The following is a 20283-nucleotide window of genomic DNA, read 5'->3' as shown; positions in this document are numbered from 1 at the left end:
TAAAAAACCTGCACTTCACCACAGACATATCTCGGAGAAATTGTTATGATAATTTCACTTTGTATAATTGCATACAACGAGGAGGGCGCACTTGCCCGACTTTTTGAAGATATAAAGGCGCAGACCTTTCCTAAATCGCAAACTCAGGTTGTGCTTGTGAACAGCCGTTCTACCGACAGCACACGAAGGCTGATGGAGAGCTTTGCCGAGCAAAACACTCAGTATCACAGCGTTGTTGTGGTCAACTGCCGCAAAAGGCTTCAGGCGGCTGCTTGGAACACGGCAATAACCCACACAACGGGTGATGTAATAATCCGCCTTGACGCTCACAGCACTATTCCGTCCGACTTTCTGGCTCAGAACGCCTCTGTAATAGAGGGCGGCGAGTATGTGTGCGGCGGTGCAAGACCGACTAAGGCGGAAAGTGAAACGCCTTGGCAGATGACTTTGCTTGCGGCGGAGGATTCAATGTTTGGCAGCTCATTTGCAAGCTACCGCCGTGAAAGCGATGAACGCAGATATGTTGACACGCTTTTTCATGCGGCGTACCGCACAGAGGTTTTTGCCAATGTCGGCGGCTTTAACGAACAGCTTGGCAGAACAGAGGACAATGAAATGCACTACCGCATAAGGCAGGCGGGGTATAAAATTTGCTGTGACCCAAGGATAAAATCCTACCAATATATACGCAGCAGTCTTAGCAAAATGATAAAGCAGAAGTTTGGCAACGGCTTTTGGGTGGCGCTTACTCTTGGTGTTTGCCCAAAGTGCATTTCAATCTTTCATTTTGCGCCGCTTTGCCTTTTGCTTGCAATTTTAGTGTTGGGCATAATAGCTTTGCTCGGCTTTTCTATGCCGTTAATTGCGCTTTTGTGCGTATATGCTCTGTTCGATTTGCTGATAACGGTCGGCGCATTTTTCTCTGAAACAAAATATCCGCACTTTCTGCTTTTGCCGCTGATTTTTCCGATTCTTCATCTGTCCTACGGGGTCGGAAGTGTTTTGGGACTTTTGAAAATGCCGTTTTGGCGATATGACGCAAAGAGAAAGTCCAAGCGTGGAATTGAGAGAGTTAAAAAGAAATTGGAAAGCAGGAAACCGGATTGAGTGTTGAGTAATTTGGTTTTTAGAGGGTGTACATTATGGAAAATACTGACAAAAGCGTTCAGCCCGTTAAGCTTGACAGCGCAACAATCAGGAGATTACAGCTTAAGGAGCTTGACACGCTCAAATATTTTAAGGAGTTCTGCGACGAGCATAAGCTTATGTTTTACTTTTGCGGCGGGTGCTGTATAGGCGCACTCAGAAACGGCGGCTTTATTCCTTGGGACGATGATATTGACGTTTTTATGCCGAGGAGCGACTATGAGCGACTGCCAAAGCTGTGGAAAAAATACTCGAAAAACCCACGCTTTCTCTGCCTTAAAACAGATGACGAGGTTTTCACAGGAAATATTTTTACAACAATAGTAGACACAAATTCCACCTGCGTTAAGCTGAATCAGGTTGATATTGACGTTCCGCACGGGCTTGTAATGGACGTTTTTCCGCTTGACGGCTGTCCAAAAGGCTTTAAAAGAAAAGCACAGAAGCTTTGGGCTATGATTTATGCGCTGTTTTTGGCACAGGTTGTTCCCGAAAAGCACGGCGGTATAATAGCGTTTGGAAGCAGGGTGCTGCTGGGAATATTCCGAGGGGACAAGCTGAGAAGAAAAATTTGGCGGCTTGCCGAGAGAAAAATGTCGAAATATAAAATAAAGGACTGCGAAAGTATTACAGAGCTTTGTGCAGGCCCGAAGTATATGTCGCTTGAATACCCCAAGCAGATTTTTGAAAGCGCAGTGCTTAAGGAGTTTGAGGGTGAAATGATGCCGATACCCGTAGGGTACGATACATACCTGAAAATGGCGTTTGGCGATTATATGAAATTGCCGCCCGAAAGCGAGCAAGTTCCGCACCACGATTTATATATGCTGGATTTGGATACGCCGTGTTGCTGAGCATAAGACAGGTTTAAACCTTGTTGTGTTTGTATTTAATCAATTTACACTATTTGTTTTTAATAATAGGTTCATATAATAATAAAACTAAATTAAAAAAACGGAGGTATAATAAATATGATTTACGGTGCAATATTAGCAGGCGGAAGCGGCACAAGAATGCACATTACTTCTATGCCAAAGCAGTTTTTGCCGCTTGACAAAAAGCCAATCATAATCCACACCCTCGAAAAAATGCTGACGTGCAGTCGCTTTGACGCAGTTTACCTTGGTATTCATCCAAGCTGGATGGCGCATATGGCAGACTTGCTTGAAAAATATGAGCTTGAAGATGAGCGTGTAAGGCTTGCTCCCGGCGGCGAGAACAGAAACGACACTATCTTCAACATTATTGACGAGATTGAAAAGGACTTTGGCAAAATTGAGGACGACGATATTATTGTTACTCACGACGCTGTAAGACCCTTTGTTACTCTCAGAGTTCTTGAGGACAACATAAACGCCGCCATCAACTTTGGCGCCTGCGACACTGTTGTTCCTGCGACGGACACCATTGTAAAATCTCACGACGGTGTTGATGTTTCTGAAATACCCGACAGAAAAATTATGTATCAGGGGCAGACCCCGCAGAGCTTTAACATTAAGCTTTTAAAAGAGCATTATGCAAAGCTAAAGCCGAGCGAAAAGGCTATTTTAACAGACGCCTGCAAAATTTGCGTTATGAGGGGTACCCCCGTAAAGCTTGTTGACGGCGAAATTTCCAATATGAAAATCACCACGGTTACTGACTACAAGATTGCTCAGGTGCTTGTGGGAGGAGAAAAAGAAAGTGATTAACTATATATATCAGCTTGTGAACCCTCAGTTCATATCGGTTAAATATGAGGATACTAATATTGACGGCAAGGTGCTTGTCAGACCCAAATATATGTCTATTTGTCAGGCAGATCAGCGGTATTACCTTGGCAACCGTGACCTGAAAACCCTGTCAAAAAAGCTGCCTATGGCGCTTATTCACGAGTGCTGCGGCGAGGTTTTGCAGGACAAAAGCGGCACATTTAAGCAAGGCGACCGTGTTGTGCTTATTCCGAATGTTCCCGGACCTGAGTGCGAGGGCATTTACGAAAACTACCGTAATGGTTCTAAGTTTTTGTCAAGCGGATATGACGGCTTTATGTGCGAGTTTGTTGCAATGCACCCTCGTCAGCTTGTTGCTGTACCCGACATTCCGTACCAGACAGCCACAATGTGCGAGCTGTTCAGCGTTGCGCTTCACGCTGTAAAGCGGCTTGATTTGGCGGCTCATAAGCACCGTGACACAATAGGCATATGGGGCGACGGAAGTATGGCTTTTATGATAGCCTGCGCCGTTAAGGCGAAAATGCCGAAAAGCAGAATTGTTGTTGTCGGCAGAAATGCCAGAAAGCTTTCACGCTTTTCGTTTGTTTCCGAAACATACCTTACATATACCGTTCCTGCCGGACTTTGCATTGACCACGCATTTGAGTGTGCTGGCGGCGAGGGCTGTTATGACGCAATAAGGGACATTATTGCTCATATTAAACCTCAGGGAACGATAGGGCTTTTGGGTGTGAGCGAAAACTATGTTTCAATAGACACAAGGAATATTTTGGAAAAGGGTCTTACGCTTGTCGGCAGCAGCCGCAGCGGCAGAGCGGAGTTTTTAGAGGCGGCTCAGCTTATGAAAACGCAGAGAATCCGCCGCAGACTTGGCACAATTATTCACGAGGATGAGCCAGTAAAGTCAATTGAGGACATACACAGGGTGTTTGCAACCGACCTGAACACCCCGTTTAAGACGGTGTTCGAGTGGAGATTGTAATAATATAAATTCTTTGACAAAATATGATAGTAGTTGTATAATAAGTGGCGGCTATACGCCGATGTGCGGCAATGAAGAATGAAGAATAAATTATTTCATTGTAAGCGCAAAGCATTTTATAAATTTTGGCGAATACGGGCTGCAGCGCATATAGAATATTCAGCAAATATAATATTAATTTAACGAAAACCGTTCAATAAAAGGTGGGCATAATATGAAGAAAAGCAGTAAAGTTAAGGGCGTTAAAAGAGCGTTTGGCGCAAAAAAGATTATCGCACTTGTCGGCTGTCTTGCCGCAGCGGTGGTCGGCGTTGGTCTTATTTATCTTTACAATGTTTTGTCCTCGGTAAACTACAAGTACGTTGAAAACACAAGCACCGATAACGCAAGCAATGTGACTTCGTCGGGGTCAATGAACACAAACCTTGCGAGCAACGAGCTTTTAAACGACCCTCAGATTCTTAATATTATGCTTTTTGGTGAGGATCACCCGTATTCCGGCGATGAACACGGCAGAAGCGACACAATGATTATGCTCAGCATTGACAATCGCCACAAAAAGCTTAAGATGACGTCATTCTTAAGGGACTTGTACGTTGTTATTCCGGGTCACGGTCAGGACAAGCTCAACGCCGCATATACTCTTGGCGGACCATCGCTGTCAATTCAGACCATTGAAACAAACTTTGGCATAAAGATAGACCGCTACGCTGTTGTTGACTTCAATGCGTTTAAGGATATTATTGATATTCTCGGCGGAGTTGACATTGAGCTTACGTCGGAGGAGATAGCATACATTAACTGGCAGAGCTACCTGAACGGACAGACAGAGGAAAGACACGAGCTTCCGGAGGTTGCCGGTGTGACCCACTTAAACGGCAGACAGGCTTTGTGGTATGCACGTGACAGAGGCTACGAGGACGAAGAACACCCTGAGGTTGTAATTCCCGGCAACGATTTTGAGAGAACCTCAAGACAGAGAAAGCTTCTTGAAACCATTCTTGATGAGTTCAGAGAGGCTGACTTAGGGCAGATTGTTCAGATTGTGTCAAAGATTGGCCCTATGATTACAACAAACCTCAAGAAGGACGAGATTACAGCGTTGGTTGCAAACTCGATGACTTATTTAAAGTATGACTTTGCGGAGTACCGTGTTCCTGAGGACGAGTTGTTCGAGTATGGCTGGACAGACGACCGACAGTCAATTGTAGTTGTAACAGACTGGTATCAACAGCGCAAGAACCTTGCCTTGTTCGTATTTGAAAGCTCGGTTCAGGGGTCTTGAGTATAAGCTTAATATAAAATGAGTTAGGGGCAGTGAAAACTGCCCCTTTTTTGCACTCGGTATACTCTGATTTTTTGCTTTGTTTAATGAGTACACAGCAATAAAATTTGCCTGCGGAAACGTGATGTTGCCGCAGGCAGGTGAAATATTCGCTTTTTGCTCACTGTGCTGTATTATGTCGTGTAATAAACAGTACACTTTACTCCGTCTGATTCTGTCTGCTGTTCAAGCGTTGGACTGTTTGGGTAGCCGGTTAAGGTCATAGTTACCTCTTGCCCGTCTGAGTAGACAAGACTCAGTGTGGCGTCATCTGTTGTGAAGCTTCCGCTTTGCTTGCCTTCTTCATTTGTCAGGTTAGATTCAAAGCTGCCGTCACTGTTAAAGGTGATTGTGCCGCCAAAGCTGAAGCTGTCACCGAAAATCGACTTGAGCGATACCTTTTCGCCAGATTCGTCATAGGCGGCATAAGGCGACCAAGAGCCGACAAAGGCTTCGTTTATCTCGGCAGGCTCTGCTTCGGTTTCGCTGTCGGTTGTTTCCTCATCGGTGATATCCTCGGTTTCATTTTCATTTTCGTTTGCAGTGTCCTCGTCGGGCTGGCTGTCTGTTTGGTTGTACTGCGGTTCAACGTATTCTTCTGTTTCGTTTCCGCCTGATTCGGCAGCGCTGCCCTCGCCGGCACTTTGTGTGCTGCTTGAGCAGGCTGTAAGCGCCGTTACTGCCATTGCGGCAATAAGCAGTGAAAGAATTAGCTTTTTCATATTTACCTCCGTATGGTTTTATATTTAAATTTTGCTTTTGATTAGTTAGATAATACCACGTTGCAGAAAAAATGCAAGACCATAAATTGTTAATTTTTTTGCCGCTGTTTCTAAAATAGAACACCAAGTCAGAATATTGCTAATTTAACCTAAAAAATTCATTGTGCCTATTGAAATGAATGAAATTCACATCTATAATATAAATAGAACATATGTTCGTAATGTTCGGCGTATGTACTTAATATGAAACGGCTCTGCGGAAAAAAGCGTGCGCAGGGCAATCGGAGGAATGATAATGAATTATTTTGAATGGGCAAATGAATATTGGGAGGAAGCGGCAAAGCTTCAGGAAAAAATAAGCGCCTTGAAAAAGCGGCTTATCAAAGCTTCTAAAGTTGACGCAAACGGTGTGCTTGCGCTTAAACAGAGGATTGCGGTTTTGTACTCAATGTATCTTGATTGTGTGCATACAGCAAAGCTTTTACAGAGCAGAGGAGGTTGTGACTATGCCGAAAAGATTGACGCTTGACGACTTTATGCTGAACATTGCAAGCATTCGTCAGTACAACAGCGGCGGCGACAACTCAAGCAAAATCAGCATTATGAAAAGCTTTTTAAAAAAGGCGTTTGAGCAGGAGCTTACAGACAAGCAGAAACGGTATCTTGCAGGCTACTATTTTGACGGAAAAACAATGCGAGAGCTTGGCGAGTGCTTTGGGGTTAGCGAGTCGAACATATCGAAAACCATAAAACGGGCAATCAGCACGCTGAAAGCCCGCAGTGTGTACCTTGATTTAAATTAAAGCTCAAAATCCTTGGGGTCAAATTTAGGCAGAAGAGGCACAGCCTTTGGCACCCTGCGCAGTGGGTTATACTTGAAAGCTTTGCATTTGCCGTCAACTATTTCCCTTTTTTTAGAGCAAATCAGCACACTGTTGCCGCCGTCAATGCAGTTGTCGCAGTATGAGCAATCGGGCGCAATGCTGTTTCCGAACAGCTTTTTAAACATATAATCAGTCCTTAAACAAATATCCGCTTGTATTATATCATTTTTCATTTTATAATGTAAAGCGAAAAATAAAATTGGAGTGATAGTTTTGAAATTTGAAAGCTCGGTTATGAATTTAAACGCCGCTGACGGTGCGGCTTACCTCACATATAAGGCTCTTGAGAAGATACCCTTTGTCAATCACGCATTTTCAACAAGGCTTGGCGGTGTGAGCAAGGGCGAATTTGAGTCGATGAATTTAAGCTTTGGCAGAGGAGATTGTGACGAAAACGTGCAGGAAAACTACCGCCGAATCTGCAAAAGCGCAGGCTTTGAGTATGAAAGCCTTGTTGCCTCGGCGCAGGACCACAAAACATTTGTGCGCTGTGTTACAAAAAAGGACTGCGGCGTTGGCATTTACAAGCCCAGGGATATGCACAGCGTTGACGCACTTGTGACAAACGAGCGTGGCGTAACGCTTGTAACCTACTACGCCGACTGTACGCCGCTTTTCTTTGTTGATACAAAGAAAAAAGTAATCGCCCTTGCTCACGCAGGCTGGAGAGGTACTGTTGGAAGAATCGGCGCAGAGGTTATAAAGACTATGGCGGAAAAATACGGCTGTGAGCCGTGCAATGTAAAATGCGCAATAGGACCGGCTATATCGAAGTGCTGTTATGAGGTTGACGAGGACTGCTGTAAGCACTTCAAGGATTTAGAGGGTTTACAGCGTGACCGTTTTATTTTCCCAAAGGAGAACGGCAAGTATATGATTGACTTGCTTGAAACAAACAGACAGATTCTTGTGTCGGCAGGAGTGCTAAGGGAGAATATAACGGTGAGCGATGTATGCACACGCTGTAACAGCGAGCTTTTGTGGTCGCACAGAGCAACCGCAGGCAAAAGAGGCGGTATGGCGGCGTTTATGGCAATTACGGAGTAATCACAAATGAATGATGAATAATTAAAACTGTGTTTGTCGCCGCTGTGCATTTTTTTATTAAAGAATATTCGTTAAGGAATATATATTTTTGTTGAATTAAGCGTTCAACAAAGGGGGTAATAAATGGCGAGGTTTCAGAAGGACGGTATCGACTATTTTCCCCTTGATGTTGCATTGGACGATAAATTTGCACTTATTGAGGCAGAGTTTGGGCTTAAGGGCTTTGCAGTAGTCATTAAGCTTTTTCAGAAAATATACGGCGAGCAGGGCTATTATTGCGAATGGTTGCCGGAAATTGAGCTGTTGTTTTCGCATAAGATTGGCGAAAATCGTGGCTTTATTTCTGCTGTTGTAGCCGCCGCTGTTAAGAGAAGCATTTTTGACAGAGATATGTATATGCGCCGAAGAATTTTAACGTCACACGGAATTCAGCGCAGATATTTTGACGCTGCGTCACGCCGCAAAGAGGTTGCGGCAGACGGGCGTTATCTTTTGCTGTCAAAATCAGAGCTGCCGGATAATGTATACATTTTCAGGAAAAATGATAACATTAAGTCGAAAAATGTTGACATAAATCCGCAAAGTAAAGTAAAGAACAGTACAGAAAAGAAAAGTAAAGAAGAGGAAAGCACACAATATCGCTCTTGCAGCCAAATTGTCGAGGACGTTGTGCGCCTTTTTGAGCAGACAAGCCCACAGCTTAACAGCACTCTTACCGACGCTGCAAGAAGCAATATAATCAAGGCGTATAACAGAGGAGTTAATTTTAAAGAGCTTTTTGACCGCATAGAGAAATCTGATTTTCTGTCTGGCAGAAGCGGCAGATGGCTGTGCAGTCTTGTTTGGGCAGTTAAAAAGTGCAACCTTGACAAAATTATGCGGGGAAATTATGACAACGGGGCAGTTCCTCCGTCACGAAAGCAGGAATACGGGCAGAGAAAGCCGTCGTACAGCATTGAACAGATAGAAGCGTTTGATGAGTTTAAGTAGTAACAAAAAGCTGCGCAAGGTTGAGGAGCGTGCGGCTTACGGCGAGGCGGCAAAGCTTAAGATAATACATAACCGTCCGATGAAAGTCGGGCGGCTTTTTTGTGATGCACAGAGAAAATATTGCAATATTCTTATTTAAATCCTGCAATATTTCAGCTTATTTCTAATATTAAACCTGATAATTGACGGTATTTTGACAAGGTTAAATTATGATATTGCATTATGTTGACTTTTATGCGCTGATAGGCTATAATAAAGGCAAAATATACAGGCGTCTGACCTGTTGTAAGGAGGAGATTTTTTTGGGCTTGACTTTGGCACAAAAAATTATTAAGGCTCATCTGCTAAGCGGCGATATGACCGTTGGCACAGATGTTGGACTGAAAATTGACCAGACACTCACACAGGACGCAACGGGAACTATGGCTTATCTTGAATTTGAGGCTATGGGCGTTCCGAGAGTTAAGACGGAAAAAAGCGTTGCATACATTGACCACAACACACTTCAGACAGGCTTTGAAAATGCCGACGACCACAGATTTATTCAGTCGGTTGCAAAAAAGCACGGCATATATTTTTCTCGCCCGGGAAACGGCATCTGCCACCAGGTTCACCTTGAGCGTTTTGGCAAGCCGGGCAAAACCCTTATCGGTTCAGACAGCCACACGCCAACAGGCGGCGGCATTGGTATGCTTGCAATGGGTGCAGGCGGACTTGACGTTGCTGTTGCTATGGGCGGCGGCGCATACTATATTTCTATGCCGAAAATGGTAAGAATCAACCTCACAGGCAAGCTTCGCCCTTGGGTATCCGCTAAGGATATTATTCTTGAGGTGCTGAAGATTATGTCCGTTAAGGGCGGCGTAGGCAAGATTATTGAGTACGGCGGCGAGGGCGTTAAAACCCTCAGCGTTCCTGAGCGTGCAACTATTACAAATATGGGTGCAGAGCTTGGCGCAACAACCTCAATCTTCCCGTCAGACGAGATTACAAAGGCTTTCCTCAAGGCTCAGGGCAGAGAAGAGGACTGGAGCGAGCAAAAGAGCGACGAGGACGCAGTATATGACGAGGTTATCGACATTGACCTGTCTTCTCTTGTTCCTATGGCGGCTTGTCCGCACAGTCCGGACAATATTAAGAGCATTTCCGAGCTTGCAGGTAAGACCGTTGACCAGATTTGCATTGGTTCCTGCACAAACTCATCATACAGAGATTTAATGATTGTAGCGTCTATCTTAAAGGGCAAAACCATTGCCGAGAACGTAAGCCTTGCAATAGCTCCGGGTTCAAAGCAGGTTTACAATATGCTTGCGCTCAACGGCGCTTTGGGCGACTTGATTGCAGCAGGCGCAAGAATCCTTGAATGTGCCTGCGGTCCGTGCATTGGTATGGGTCAGTCGCCTAATTCAAAGGGCATTTCACTGCGTACCTTTAACAGAAACTTTGAGGGCCGCTCCGGCACAGCAGACGGTCAGATTTACCTTGTATCTCCCGAAACTGCGGCGGCGTCGGCTTTGGCAGGCGTTTTCTGCGACCCGACAACTCTTGGTGAGCAGGTTGAAATAATAATGCCTGAGCAGTTCCTGATTAATGACAATATGGTTGCCGCACCTGCCCCTGTTGAGGAGATGGACAGCGTTGAGGTATTAAGAGGGCCAAACATAAAGCCGTTCCCGACAACTCAGCCGCTTGCAGACAGCATTGAGGCGGCTTGTGCGCTTAAGGTTGGCGACAACATTACAACAGACCACATTATGCCGGCAGGCGCAAAGATTCTGCCGTTGCGTTCAAATATTCCCGCTATTTCAAACCACTGCTTTACAGTTTGCGACAAGGACTTCCCCGCAAGAGCTAAGGAGCTTGGAAAGAGCATTATTGTGGGCGGCTCTAACTACGGTCAAGGCTCGTCAAGAGAGCATGCGGCTTTGGCTCCGCTTTACCTTGGCGTTAAGGCTGTTCTTGTTAAGAGCTTTGCAAGAATCCACCGTTCAAACCTTATCAACGCCGGTATTCTTCCGCTCACCTTTGAAAACGAAGCCGACTACGACGCTGTTTCACAGGGCGACGTTCTTTCAATGCCTGACGTTAAAGAGGCTGTCAAGGCGGGCAAGGACATTGTTATTACAAACAAAACAACAGGCAAGCAGATTGTTGCCAAATGTGAGCTTACCGACAGAACAAAGGAGATTATCCTTGAGGGCGGCTTGCTGAACTACACAAAGGCAAATTCGTAAGGAGTGATTACCATGGCAGATAAAATTCAAATGAAAACTCCCCTCGTTGAGATGGACGGAGATGAGATGACAAGAATCATCTGGAAGATGATAAAGGACATTTTAATCTGTCCTTATGTTGACCTCAAGACCGAGTATTATGACCTTGGACTTGAACACAGAAACGAAACAAACGACCAAGTTACCTTTGACAGTGCCGAGGCAACAAAAAAATACGGCGTTGCCGTTAAGTGCGCCACTATTACACCAAATGCCGACAGAATGACAGAGTACAACCTTAAGGAGATGTGGAAGTCGCCAAACGGCACAATTCGTGCTATTCTTGACGGTACTGTTTTCAGAACCCCTATTCTTGTTAAGGGCATCACTCCGTTTATTCCGACATGGACAAAGCCTATCTGCATTGCACGTCACGCATACGGCGATGTTTACAAGAACACAGAGATGGTGGTTAAGGGCGGCTGTAAGGCTGAGCTTTGCGTTACAAAGCCGGACGGAACGCAGGAGAGAACACTCATACACGATTTTGAAACAGACGGAATTATTCAGGGTCTGCACAATATCGACCGTTCAATTGCCAGCTTTGCTCGCTCTTGCTTTAACTATGCTCTTGACACAAAGCAGACTGTGTGGTTTGCCACAAAGGACACAATCAGCAAGAAATATGACCACCGCTTTAAGGATATATTCAATGAGATTTTTGAAAGCGAGTACAAAGAGAAGTTTGAAGACGCAGGCATTGAGTATTTCTATACACTCATTGACGACGCAGTAGCAAGAGTTGTTCGTTCACAGGGCGGTTACATTTGGGCTTGCAAAAACTATGACGGCGACGTTATGTCGGATATGGTTGCAACAGCTTTCGGAAGCCTTGCAATGATGACAAGCGTGCTTGTTTCACCTGACGGCGTTTACGAGTACGAGGCGGCTCACGGCACAGTGCAAAGGCACTATTACAAGCACTTAAAGGGCGAGGAAACCTCAACAAACAGCGTTGCAACTTTGTTTGCTTGGACAGGCGCACTGCGCAAGAGAGGCGAGCTTGACAATACGCCACAGCTTTGCGACTTTGCCGATAAGCTTGAGAAGGCTACAATTAAGACAATTGAAGAGGGCGATATGACAGGCGACCTTTACCTGCTTTCAACCCTTGAAAACAAGAAAAAGCTCAATACACAGGATTTTCTTGAGGCAGTTAACAACCGCCTTGTAAAGATGCTTTGATTGGTATGTTTTTATAAATATATGCAAAAAGAGTGCGGCTCACACTGAACCGCACCCTTTTTTGTTACTGCACTCTGCTGTGGGTTACGCCGCTGTCTGCCGCTTCTGTGTCACGGAACAGCAAAGATATACACCATATTGCCGCCAATGCAACGGCTGTGTAAATAATTCGGCTTATTATTCCGCTTTGACCGCCGCATATCCACGCAACAAGGTCAAATTGGAAAATTCCGATTGCGCCCCAGTTGAGTCCGCCGATAATCAGCAGAATAAGGCAAAGCTTATCGAGCATAAAACTTCCTCCCAAAATTTTGAATTTAACCTTATTATCGCCGCAGGGAGGAGAATTATTCAGGACAGACAGAATTTATCTGAAAATCAGAAAACAAAAATTGCCAGCACAAACAAAACCGCCGCCATTGCTAAAAATCCAATAGCAATACTGCGGATAAGCTTTATTGATTTGAGTATCTTGTGCTTTTTAACAATACCGTCGGGCGCATACGGGAAAATAAGATATGTTATTCCGAGCAGTGTCAGCATAACAGCGCAAAATGCCGTACCCTTTTGAGGGTCAAATATTGCGGCGCAAAAGCCGCCGATAATTGCGCCGAAGAACGCTATAACATTAACAATAGAAACAGGACGCTCAGAACGCTTTTGCCTTGTGTAGTAAAGCTGAGCTTCCTTTTCACATTCGTCACAGCAGTATTGGTGGTGGTAGTCTATCTGTTTTGCGCAGTAGTCGCAGGTTTTCATAATATCAAGTCCTTTGTTATGGTTTATAAAGTAGTTTAAACCATATCCGACAATTTTGCAACATTTTTTCGTGTTTGAACGGTTTTGTGCACCCCAAGCGGCAATTGAGCAAATAACGCAGTCAGGCGCACGGCTTTCTTGACCGACAACACAAAACCCTGTATAATATTGTTGATTACAGGGTAGTTTAATCGGTTGGCACTCCCAAAGGATTGGGGATTATATATTATGTCCGTAATTTTGTCAACAGATTCCGCAGGCAGGGCAGGCGCTCTGCTTTTTTTAAAATATCATTTTGCAGGAGCTTTTATGAAATACAAAATCAAATCAAAAGCAACACCAACCGGACGCTTATTGCATAAGCTGAAATCAACGAAAGCTAAAGCAAGCTTTATGCTTTTGTTAATATTCTTTATTTTAATTCTAACAGGCTGTAACGGCGGCGAGGTAAAGGCTCAGCTTTACGCTATGAACACTGTGGTTGATCTCACATTTTACGGCGGGGACGAAACTGCCCTTGTAAGCTCTGAGCTTAACCGGCTGGAGTCGATTTTGTCTGTAACAAGGGAGCAAAGCGATATTTCAAAAATAAACGCATCAAACGGCAATACCGTAACGGTCAGCGAGGATACTGCAAATGTGCTTAAAACAGCACAGACGGTTTACAGCGACACCCAAGGCTGTTTTGACCCTACAATTTATCCTGTTTTGCGTCTGTGGGGCTTTACGGGCGACAGCTTTAGAGTGCCTGCTGACAGCGAGATAAACGGTGCGCTTGAAAAGGTCGGCTTTGCAAGCGTGAGCATTGACGGCTGTTCACTTACAGCGCCAAAGGGGGTAGAGCTTGACCTTGGCGGTATCGGCAAGGGCTATGCAGGAAAAATGTGCAGAGATTTGCTTAAGAAAAGTTCTGTGCAGTCGGCTTTGCTGTCAATTGGCGGAAATGTGCAGACTGTGGGACTAAAGCCGGACGGCTCAAGGTGGACTGTTGCGCTCAAAAACCCTGACGGCGGAGATGCTCTGTGCAAAATCAGCATAGGGGAGTGTGCCGTTGTGACATCAGGAGGCTACGAGAGATATTTTGAGGAAAACGGCAAAAGGTACCACCATATTATCGACCCCAAAACAGGCAGACCTGCCGAAAGCGAGTTTAAGTCGGTTACTGTTATCTGCGAGGACGGCGCTGTTGCCGACGCACTGTCAACAGCGTTTTATGTCGGCGGCAGAGAGGTTATCTCAAAGTATCTAAGCGGCAACAGTGATGTTGAGGTTATACTCTATACTAATGACAATAAGCTTGAGGCTACAAGCGGCATAAAAGAGAATATAAGGGATTGCACGGTACAGCTGTATGGGGCGATTAAAGAAAGGTGAGTGCCGCTTTCAGACGGAGCGGTTTGATTGAAATGATGAATCTCGACAAAATTAACAAACTCTTAATTGAATTTTAATTCTTTTTGATATATAATCTAAAAATGATATTATATATTCTGTTCTTTCGGAGGAGTTTACGTTGAAAATTAAGTCTGTTTCAAAATCATTTCTTTCTGTTATGCTAAGCTGTGCCACTTTGATGTGCGCCTTGTCGCTTTGTCAGTCGGCAAGTGCCGCCGAGGGAAAGAAATGTACCGTAAATGACGTTGAGCTTTCTGTGGGCGATGTGTTCACCTATACGCTGGATATCAGCGACGTTAAGGAAAAGCTTTCCGGAATTGATATTTCAATCTACTATAATCCCGAAGATCTCAGTTTGAACAGCGACAAAATAAGTCTGCCGGTATTCAAAAACGCTGTGATGAACCCAAAAATTCAGGGGGAAATCAGATTAAATGCAATTGATGCGGCAAACGGCTTTGACTTTTCAAACGGCGGCACGGTTATTTCAGCCGAATTCAAAGTTCTTGACAGTGCCAAAGACGCAACCAACGTAACCTTTTCCGTCAGAGAGCTTTACAATATGGACGTTGAAGAAGTGACCGACTACAAAACCAAGGTTTCTATAAAAAAGGGAAGTCAGCCGGACAGCGAGGTTGTAAAGCCGAAAAGCCTTGATGAAATTGAGCAGGCTGCTTCCACGCAATATGAACAGTCGGGCGGTGAATTTCCGTTTGTTTGGGTTATAGTTTGCGCAGCGGTTTTGGCTGTTGCGGCGGGTGTTATTGTGTTTATTTTTGTCAAGCGCAGAAAAAAGAACATTGATGACAAAAATGTAACATTTAATTGACAAAAACAGGTAAAAAGATTACAGCAATGTAACGAAAGTTATGTGCATAAACGCTAATTTGCGTATATTCAGTATATATATAAGTAACAAACTTTTACGATTATTCAATATTCTATTGAAAAAAAAGTTACGATGATGTATAATTTTGCTACAAAGTCAAAGTTTATCGGTCAACCACACAGACAAACTTTGATAGAAGTATAATTTTTTTAAATCACGAGGAGGATTTTTAACAATGTTCAAGAAACACAGCAAAGTCATTGCTATTGTGCTGTCATTGATGCTTGTTGTATCAATGTGTTGCATGGGCGTTTCTGCAGCAGACGTAACTAACCCAACCGCAACTGAAACAGTTGCAGTTAAAACCGGCGACACGGTTGAGTTAACACTCTATATGCAGCAGCCAACCCTTAACGAAGGCGTACAGTTCAGTGTAAACTACGGCCCGCTTCTTAAGCCGACAGAAGAAACTCTCAACGCTAAGATGTCAGCTCTTATGCCGAACCTCACAGTAGGCAGCACACTTATCAACTTCACACCAAATACACCTAACGAGCTTTGGGCAAGCAACATGAACGTTCAGGAATTCAATGATTTCTCTGAGGCAAAGGTTCTTATAAAGTTAACTTTTGATGCTGTTGCAGATGGCGACGCTACAATTGTTTCAGAGATTATGGAAATCTATGACGCTAACGAGGGAGACCTCAGAGCTACAACAGTTTTGACTGCTGACGTTAAGGTTAACGGCGGCACAATCGTAACAGACCCTGAGACAGACCCTGAGACAGAAACAGAAACAGAGACTGAGACAGAAACAGAAACTGAGACAGAAACAGAAACTGAAACAGAGACAGAGACTGAGACTGAGACTGAGACTGAGACAACTCCGGTTGACACAGACTGGTATGTTGCAGGTGTTCAGGAGCTTTGCAACGGCGAGCATTGGGTACCGGGCGCAGAGGTTAACAAGATGACACTCAACCCTGAGACAGGTCTTTATGAGATTACATTCTCACAGGTTGGCGAAGGCGCATCTGAGACTGCTCCGTTCTCATTTGAGTTCAAGGTAACATCAGCTACACTTCCTGACTGGTCAGATGGTGTTTCATATCCGGCAGACGGCAACGTAAGCGGTGCAATCAGCGCACAGGATGACGTTAAGGTAACATTCAACGCTGCAACAGGCGAAGTTAAGTGGGAGAGTAACTCAGCATTTGAAATTACAAACCACATTTACAGAGTTGCAGGTAATGAGGACCTTTGCGGTTCAAGCTGGAATGCAACAGATGACAACAACATCATGACATACAACGAGGAAACAGCTCGTTATGAGAAGGTATACACAGGCGTTGCAGCAGAAGCAATCAACGGCTATGAATACAAGATTACAGTAGACGGCGCTAAGTGGGTTCCGGACGGCATGGGCAACAACCCTGTTGTTTATGTTGAGGAAGACAACTCAACAGTTACAATCTGGTATGATGAAGTAACAGGCGAGTGGGGCGCAGACGTAGAGGCAACAATCGAGACTGAGACAGAGACAGAAACAGAGACAGAAACAGAGACAGAAACAGAAACAGAGACAGAAACAGAAACAGAAACAGAGACTGAGACAGAGACAGAGACAGAAACAGAGACTGAGACAGAAACAGAAACTGAGACAGAAACTGAGACAGAAACTGAGACTGAGACAGAAACTGAGACTGAGACAGAAACTGAGACTGAGACAGAAACAGAGACTGAGACTGAGACAGAAACTGAGTCAGAGTCTGAGACAGAAACTGAGTCAGAGTCTGAGACAGAAACTGAGTCTGAATCCGGCACAGACAAGGCAACAGACAAGCCGACTGACAAGCCGACAACAGGCAACAACGGCGGCAACAACGGCAGCAACAATGGCAGCAGTTCAACAGGTAAGGTTGCAACAGGCGACAGCACAAGCGTTGCAATGCTTATGTTCATCCTCCTTGCAGCTGCAGGCGTAGTTGTAATCGCTCGCAAAAAGATTAAGGACTAATTATAATCTTTAAAATTTAACAGACTATAATACACAGGGGTTTCTTTCGGGAAACCCCTTATGTGTTTTAGGAGATGACTATATGAATATACTTGCTATCGGCGACATTGTAGGGCTGAACGGCTGCGATTTTCTGCGTGAAAAGCTGCCGGGTCTTAAGCGAGTTAAGGGAATTGACGTTGTAATTGCAAACGGCGAAAACAGCGCAAACGGAAACGGCATAACTCCGTCAGGAGCCGAGCACATCTTCACAAGCGGCGTTGACGTTATCACAACAGGTAATCACGCTTTTCGCCGCAAGGAAATGTATGATTATTACGATGAAAATGAGTTCATTATCCGTCCGGCAAATTTTCCTGATTCCACCACTCCGGGCAGAGGAATGACTGTTATAGATTTGGGCAGAACAAGGGTGGCAGTTATAAATATTATGGGCGTGTCATATATGGAGCCGCTTGAGTGTCCTTTTAAAACGGCTGACCGTTTGATTAAAAAGGCTCAGCAGGAGTATGCTGACATTATAGTTGTAGATTTTCACGCCGAAGCCACAGGTGAAAAGAAGGCAATGGGCTATTATCTTGACGGCAGGGTGAGCTGTATTTTTGGTACACACACACACGTTCAAACAGCAGACGAGCAGATTCTACCGAGTGGCACAGGCTATATTACCGACGTGGGAATGACAGGCACGTACAATTCTGTTCTCGGCGTAAAGCCGGAAATTATTATAGCAAAGCTTAAGGATAAGCTGCCCCAGCGGTTTGATTGGGCAGATGGTGAAAGCAAGCTTGACTGTGTTATATTCACCGTTGACGAAAAAACAAAGAAAACAACCGCAGTTGAGCGTATAGAGCTAAGATGAGCCTGCACCGTTTTCCGAAGCTTTATTGTCAAATAAATGACCTTGCAGTGAAATTTTGCTTGCATCAAAGCAAAATCTGCCTTACCGCAGGTGGAATATTTGCTTTGCAATATGAAATTTCCCCTTTGGGCAAGTTACGGTTGAAATATACTTGGTGATTGTGCTATAATAATTATATATGACGTAAATTAACCGCAGGAGTAAGCGCAGATTAAAAATTGCCCGACGCACCGACATTTTGGCAGGGCATAATCACGCTTACCGGAAAGGACGATTTCTATGAACGGTACAATCTTGAAAAACGCCGTTATCTCCGGCGCAAACAATATCACATCAAATAAAGCAAGGGTTGACGACCTCAATATATTCCCTGTGCCGGACGGCGACACAGGAACTAATATGTCTATGACAATCAACGCCGCTGTGGCGGAGCTTGAAAAGCTTGATTGCGACAGCGTTTCGGCTGTTGCTAAAAAGACAGCCTCGGCAATGCTGAGAGGTGCAAGAGGAAATTCCGGCGTTATTACCTCGCTTTTGTTCAGGGGCTTTTCAAAGGGTTTGCCTGATTACGCTGAAACAGCAGGCGCAAAGGAGGTTGTAAGCGCATTTGGCAACGGGGTTGAAGCCGCTTACAGCGCAGTTACCACACCAACAGAGGGAACAATTCTTACGGTAGCAAGAGAAGCCTTTGAAGCAGGCAAGGCTTATGTTGACAGCAACACTGAATGTACTGTGCTTGACGCTTGGCAGGTTATGTATGACGGCGCTATAAAGTCGCTGGGCAGAACCCCTGAGCTTTTGCCCGTTTTGAAAAAGGCAGGCGTTGTAGACGCAGGCGGAATGGGCTTGTGTATGATTATGGAGGGTATCCTCTCTGTTTTGCGTGACGGCACTATTATTCCGGTTGAAAACGATTTGACGCTTGCAGAGAATATTAAAGACGACATTTTCTTTAAGAAGGCGGCGGCTCAGTTTGACGCTGAAATCAACTTCACCTACTGCACAGAGTTTATTGTTGGCCGTTGTCAAAAGTGTAAAAAGGAGCCGTTTGAGCTTCGTGCCTATCTTGAAACAATAGGCGATTGCGTTGTTGTGGTTGACGACGAGGAGATTATCAAGGTTCACGTTCACACTGAACAGCCCGGCAATGCTTTGCAGGCAGGACTTGACTTTGGTTCACTTTTAACCGTTAAGGTTGAGAATATGAAGGAGCAGAACAAGAACGTAAGGGCGGCTGAGAAAAGTGCTGTGTCACAAAACGCTCCGTTGGCTCCTGCCGAGCCTGAAGAAGAGGTCGGCTTTGTTGCAGTTGCCGCAGGCGACGGCATTGCAGAGCTTTTCCGTGACCTTGGCTGTGCCCAGGTTGTAAGCGGGGGTCAGTCTATGAATCCAAGCACCGACCAGATTTACGAGGCTGTAATGGCTACCGGTGCAAAGACGATTTTTGTTCTGCCTAACAACAAGAATATTATTATGGCGGCACAGCAGGTTGTACCGCTTGTTTCCGACAGAAAGATTATAGTGTTGCCGACAAGGACAATTCCGCAGGGAATTTCCGCAATGCTCTCATACGACCCCGAATTGAACACAGACAGCAACCGTCAGCTTATGCTTGACGCCGCTTCAAGTGTTTCAACAGGTCAGGTTACATTTGCGGCACGAAACAGCGAGTTTGGCAGCACAAAAATTAAGGAGGGCGAGATTATCTCGCTTGACAACGGCAAGCTTTGCATTACCGACAGGGAGGACCCCGTTAAGGCGGCTTACCGCTTGATAAAGAATATGGCTGACAAGGACACAAGCTTTATTACGCTGATTTACGGCGCAGACATAACGCAAGAGCAGGCTGAAAGGTGCTTTGATATGGTGCAGAATAAATTCAGCGGCGTTGACGTAACGCTTGTAAACGGCGGCCAGCCTGTGTACTATTTCATTATCTCTATTGAATGATGAATCTTTAATGGCTTTGTTTTGCTGAATTTATGATAAAATGCCGTAGGGGTCAACCTGTGTGTTGACCCCTGTGTTAATGGGTTTACCCAGTTCAACGCCGTGCGTTGAACAAACAACCACCCGCTATGCGGGTGTGCATAAAAAGTTATACAAAAAAATCACCAATCGATATACAATAAGATTGTTCAAGTCTATTGTAA

Annotated in this window: 21 protein-coding genes; 17 read left to right on the top strand and 4 right to left on the bottom strand. The window is 44.9% G+C overall.

Annotated elements, in window-relative coordinates; genetic code table 11:
• Positions 1-45 precede the first annotated feature (45 nt).
• The 5 genes from GMA13_RS09290 to GMA13_RS09270 all read left to right on the top strand — a co-directional run bounded on the left by GMA13_RS09290 (position 46) and on the right by GMA13_RS09270 (position 5128).
• Positions 46-1107, top strand: coding sequence for a glycosyltransferase family 2 protein (locus GMA13_RS09290; RefSeq protein WP_255883946.1), 1062 nt, complete (start codon positions 46-48; stop codon positions 1105-1107).
• A 35-nt stretch (positions 1108-1142) separates the two neighbouring features.
• Positions 1143-2000: a phosphorylcholine transferase LicD gene (locus GMA13_RS09285; RefSeq protein ID WP_255883944.1), complete on the top strand. Its 858-nt coding sequence runs from the start codon at positions 1143-1145 to the stop codon at positions 1998-2000.
• Between the two features lie 117 nt (positions 2001-2117).
• Positions 2118-2837: a 2-C-methyl-D-erythritol 4-phosphate cytidylyltransferase gene (locus tag GMA13_RS09280; protein WP_255883943.1), complete on the top strand. Its 720-nt coding sequence runs from the start codon at positions 2118-2120 to the stop codon at positions 2835-2837.
• On the top strand, positions 2830-3843 hold the full coding sequence (locus GMA13_RS09275; protein WP_255883942.1) for an alcohol dehydrogenase catalytic domain-containing protein: 1014 nt from the start codon (positions 2830-2832) through the stop codon (positions 3841-3843). Before GMA13_RS09280 ends, GMA13_RS09275 begins: the two co-directional genes overlap by 8 nt.
• A gap of 214 nt (positions 3844-4057) precedes the next feature.
• On the top strand, positions 4058-5128 hold the full coding sequence (locus GMA13_RS09270; protein ID WP_255883941.1) for an LCP family protein: 1071 nt from the start codon (positions 4058-4060) through the stop codon (positions 5126-5128).
• A 173-nt stretch (positions 5129-5301) separates the two neighbouring features.
• Here the strand turns inward: GMA13_RS09270 and GMA13_RS09265 are convergent, their stop codons facing one another.
• On the bottom strand, positions 5302-5889 hold the full coding sequence (locus GMA13_RS09265; protein WP_255883939.1) for a hypothetical protein: 588 nt from the start codon (positions 5887-5889) through the stop codon (positions 5302-5304).
• 295 nt (positions 5890-6184) lie between these two features.
• Here GMA13_RS09265 and GMA13_RS09260 point away from each other — a divergent pair, with 295 nt between their 5' ends.
• A complete protein-coding gene (locus GMA13_RS09260) occupies positions 6185-6418 on the top strand; it encodes a hypothetical protein (RefSeq protein ID WP_255883937.1) in 234 nt (77 codons plus the stop codon).
• Complete coding sequence (locus GMA13_RS09255) at positions 6396-6692, top strand: sigma-70 family RNA polymerase sigma factor (protein WP_255883936.1); 297 nt, start codon at positions 6396-6398, stop codon at positions 6690-6692. Before GMA13_RS09260 ends, GMA13_RS09255 begins: the two co-directional genes overlap by 23 nt.
• On the opposite strand, the gene GMA13_RS09250 is transcribed toward GMA13_RS09255, so the two are convergent.
• Positions 6689-6898 carry a hypothetical protein gene (locus tag GMA13_RS09250; protein WP_255883934.1) on the bottom strand — a complete coding sequence of 70 codons (210 nt, stop codon included), beginning with the start codon at positions 6896-6898 and terminating at the stop codon, positions 6689-6691. The two genes, GMA13_RS09255 and GMA13_RS09250, sit on opposite strands and share 4 nt — an antisense overlap.
• 79 nt (positions 6899-6977) lie before the next feature.
• Between GMA13_RS09250 and pgeF the strand changes: the two genes are divergently transcribed.
• The 5 genes from pgeF to GMA13_RS09225 all read left to right on the top strand — a co-directional run bounded on the left by pgeF (position 6978) and on the right by GMA13_RS09225 (position 12268).
• Positions 6978-7820 (top strand): peptidoglycan editing factor PgeF, encoded by an 843-nt coding sequence (gene pgeF / locus GMA13_RS09245; RefSeq protein ID WP_370687078.1) that lies wholly within the window; start codon positions 6978-6980, stop codon positions 7818-7820.
• Between the two features lie 123 nt (positions 7821-7943).
• Positions 7944-8810 (top strand): DUF4373 domain-containing protein, encoded by an 867-nt coding sequence (locus GMA13_RS09240; RefSeq protein ID WP_255883932.1) that lies wholly within the window; start codon positions 7944-7946, stop codon positions 8808-8810.
• Positions 8797-8949, top strand: a complete 153-nt coding sequence (locus tag GMA13_RS09235) for a hypothetical protein (protein ID WP_255883930.1) — start codon at positions 8797-8799, stop codon at positions 8947-8949. Before GMA13_RS09240 ends, GMA13_RS09235 begins: the two co-directional genes overlap by 14 nt.
• A gap of 163 nt (positions 8950-9112) precedes the next feature.
• Positions 9113-11044, top strand: coding sequence for an aconitate hydratase (locus GMA13_RS09230; RefSeq protein ID WP_255883928.1), 1932 nt, complete (start codon positions 9113-9115; stop codon positions 11042-11044).
• Positions 11045-11056: 12 nt separating this feature from the next.
• Positions 11057-12268, top strand: coding sequence for an NADP-dependent isocitrate dehydrogenase (locus GMA13_RS09225; protein ID WP_255883927.1), 1212 nt, complete (start codon positions 11057-11059; stop codon positions 12266-12268).
• A 64-nt stretch (positions 12269-12332) separates the two neighbouring features.
• Here GMA13_RS09225 and GMA13_RS09220 read toward each other — a convergent pair whose 3' ends face one another.
• Both GMA13_RS09220 and GMA13_RS09215 read right to left on the bottom strand, forming a co-directional pair.
• Positions 12333-12560: a DUF378 domain-containing protein gene (locus tag GMA13_RS09220; RefSeq protein WP_255883926.1), complete on the bottom strand. Its 228-nt coding sequence runs from the start codon at positions 12558-12560 to the stop codon at positions 12333-12335.
• Between the two features lie 86 nt (positions 12561-12646).
• Entirely contained in the window at positions 12647-13027 is a 381-nt protein-coding gene (locus tag GMA13_RS09215; protein WP_255883924.1) for an MFS transporter, read from the bottom strand.
• Between the two features lie 309 nt (positions 13028-13336).
• Between GMA13_RS09215 and GMA13_RS09210 the strand changes: the two genes are divergently transcribed.
• From GMA13_RS09210 to GMA13_RS09190, 5 genes are all read left to right on the top strand, one after another.
• Positions 13337-14401, top strand: a complete 1065-nt coding sequence (locus tag GMA13_RS09210) for an FAD:protein FMN transferase (RefSeq protein WP_255883923.1) — start codon at positions 13337-13339, stop codon at positions 14399-14401.
• 139 nt (positions 14402-14540) lie between these two features.
• The gene (locus GMA13_RS09205) at positions 14541-15251 is read left to right on the top strand and encodes a cohesin domain-containing protein (protein ID WP_255883921.1); all 711 of its coding nucleotides are present in this window, start codon (positions 14541-14543) and stop codon (positions 15249-15251) included.
• A gap of 235 nt (positions 15252-15486) precedes the next feature.
• Entirely contained in the window at positions 15487-17268 is a 1782-nt protein-coding gene (locus tag GMA13_RS09200) for a hypothetical protein (protein ID WP_255911084.1), read from the top strand.
• Positions 17269-17350: 82 nt separating this feature from the next.
• Entirely contained in the window at positions 17351-18130 is a 780-nt protein-coding gene (locus GMA13_RS09195; protein WP_255883919.1) for a TIGR00282 family metallophosphoesterase, read from the top strand.
• A gap of 279 nt (positions 18131-18409) precedes the next feature.
• Positions 18410-20080, top strand: coding sequence for a DAK2 domain-containing protein (locus GMA13_RS09190; RefSeq protein WP_255883917.1), 1671 nt, complete (start codon positions 18410-18412; stop codon positions 20078-20080).
• The last annotated feature ends 203 nt before the right edge of the window (positions 20081-20283 follow it).

Source organism: Ruminococcus sp. zg-924, assembly GCF_024433635.1.
Classification (GTDB): Bacteria; Bacillota; Clostridia; order Oscillospirales; family Acutalibacteraceae; genus UBA7067.
This window is presented reverse-complemented; position numbering and strand designations above follow the sequence as displayed.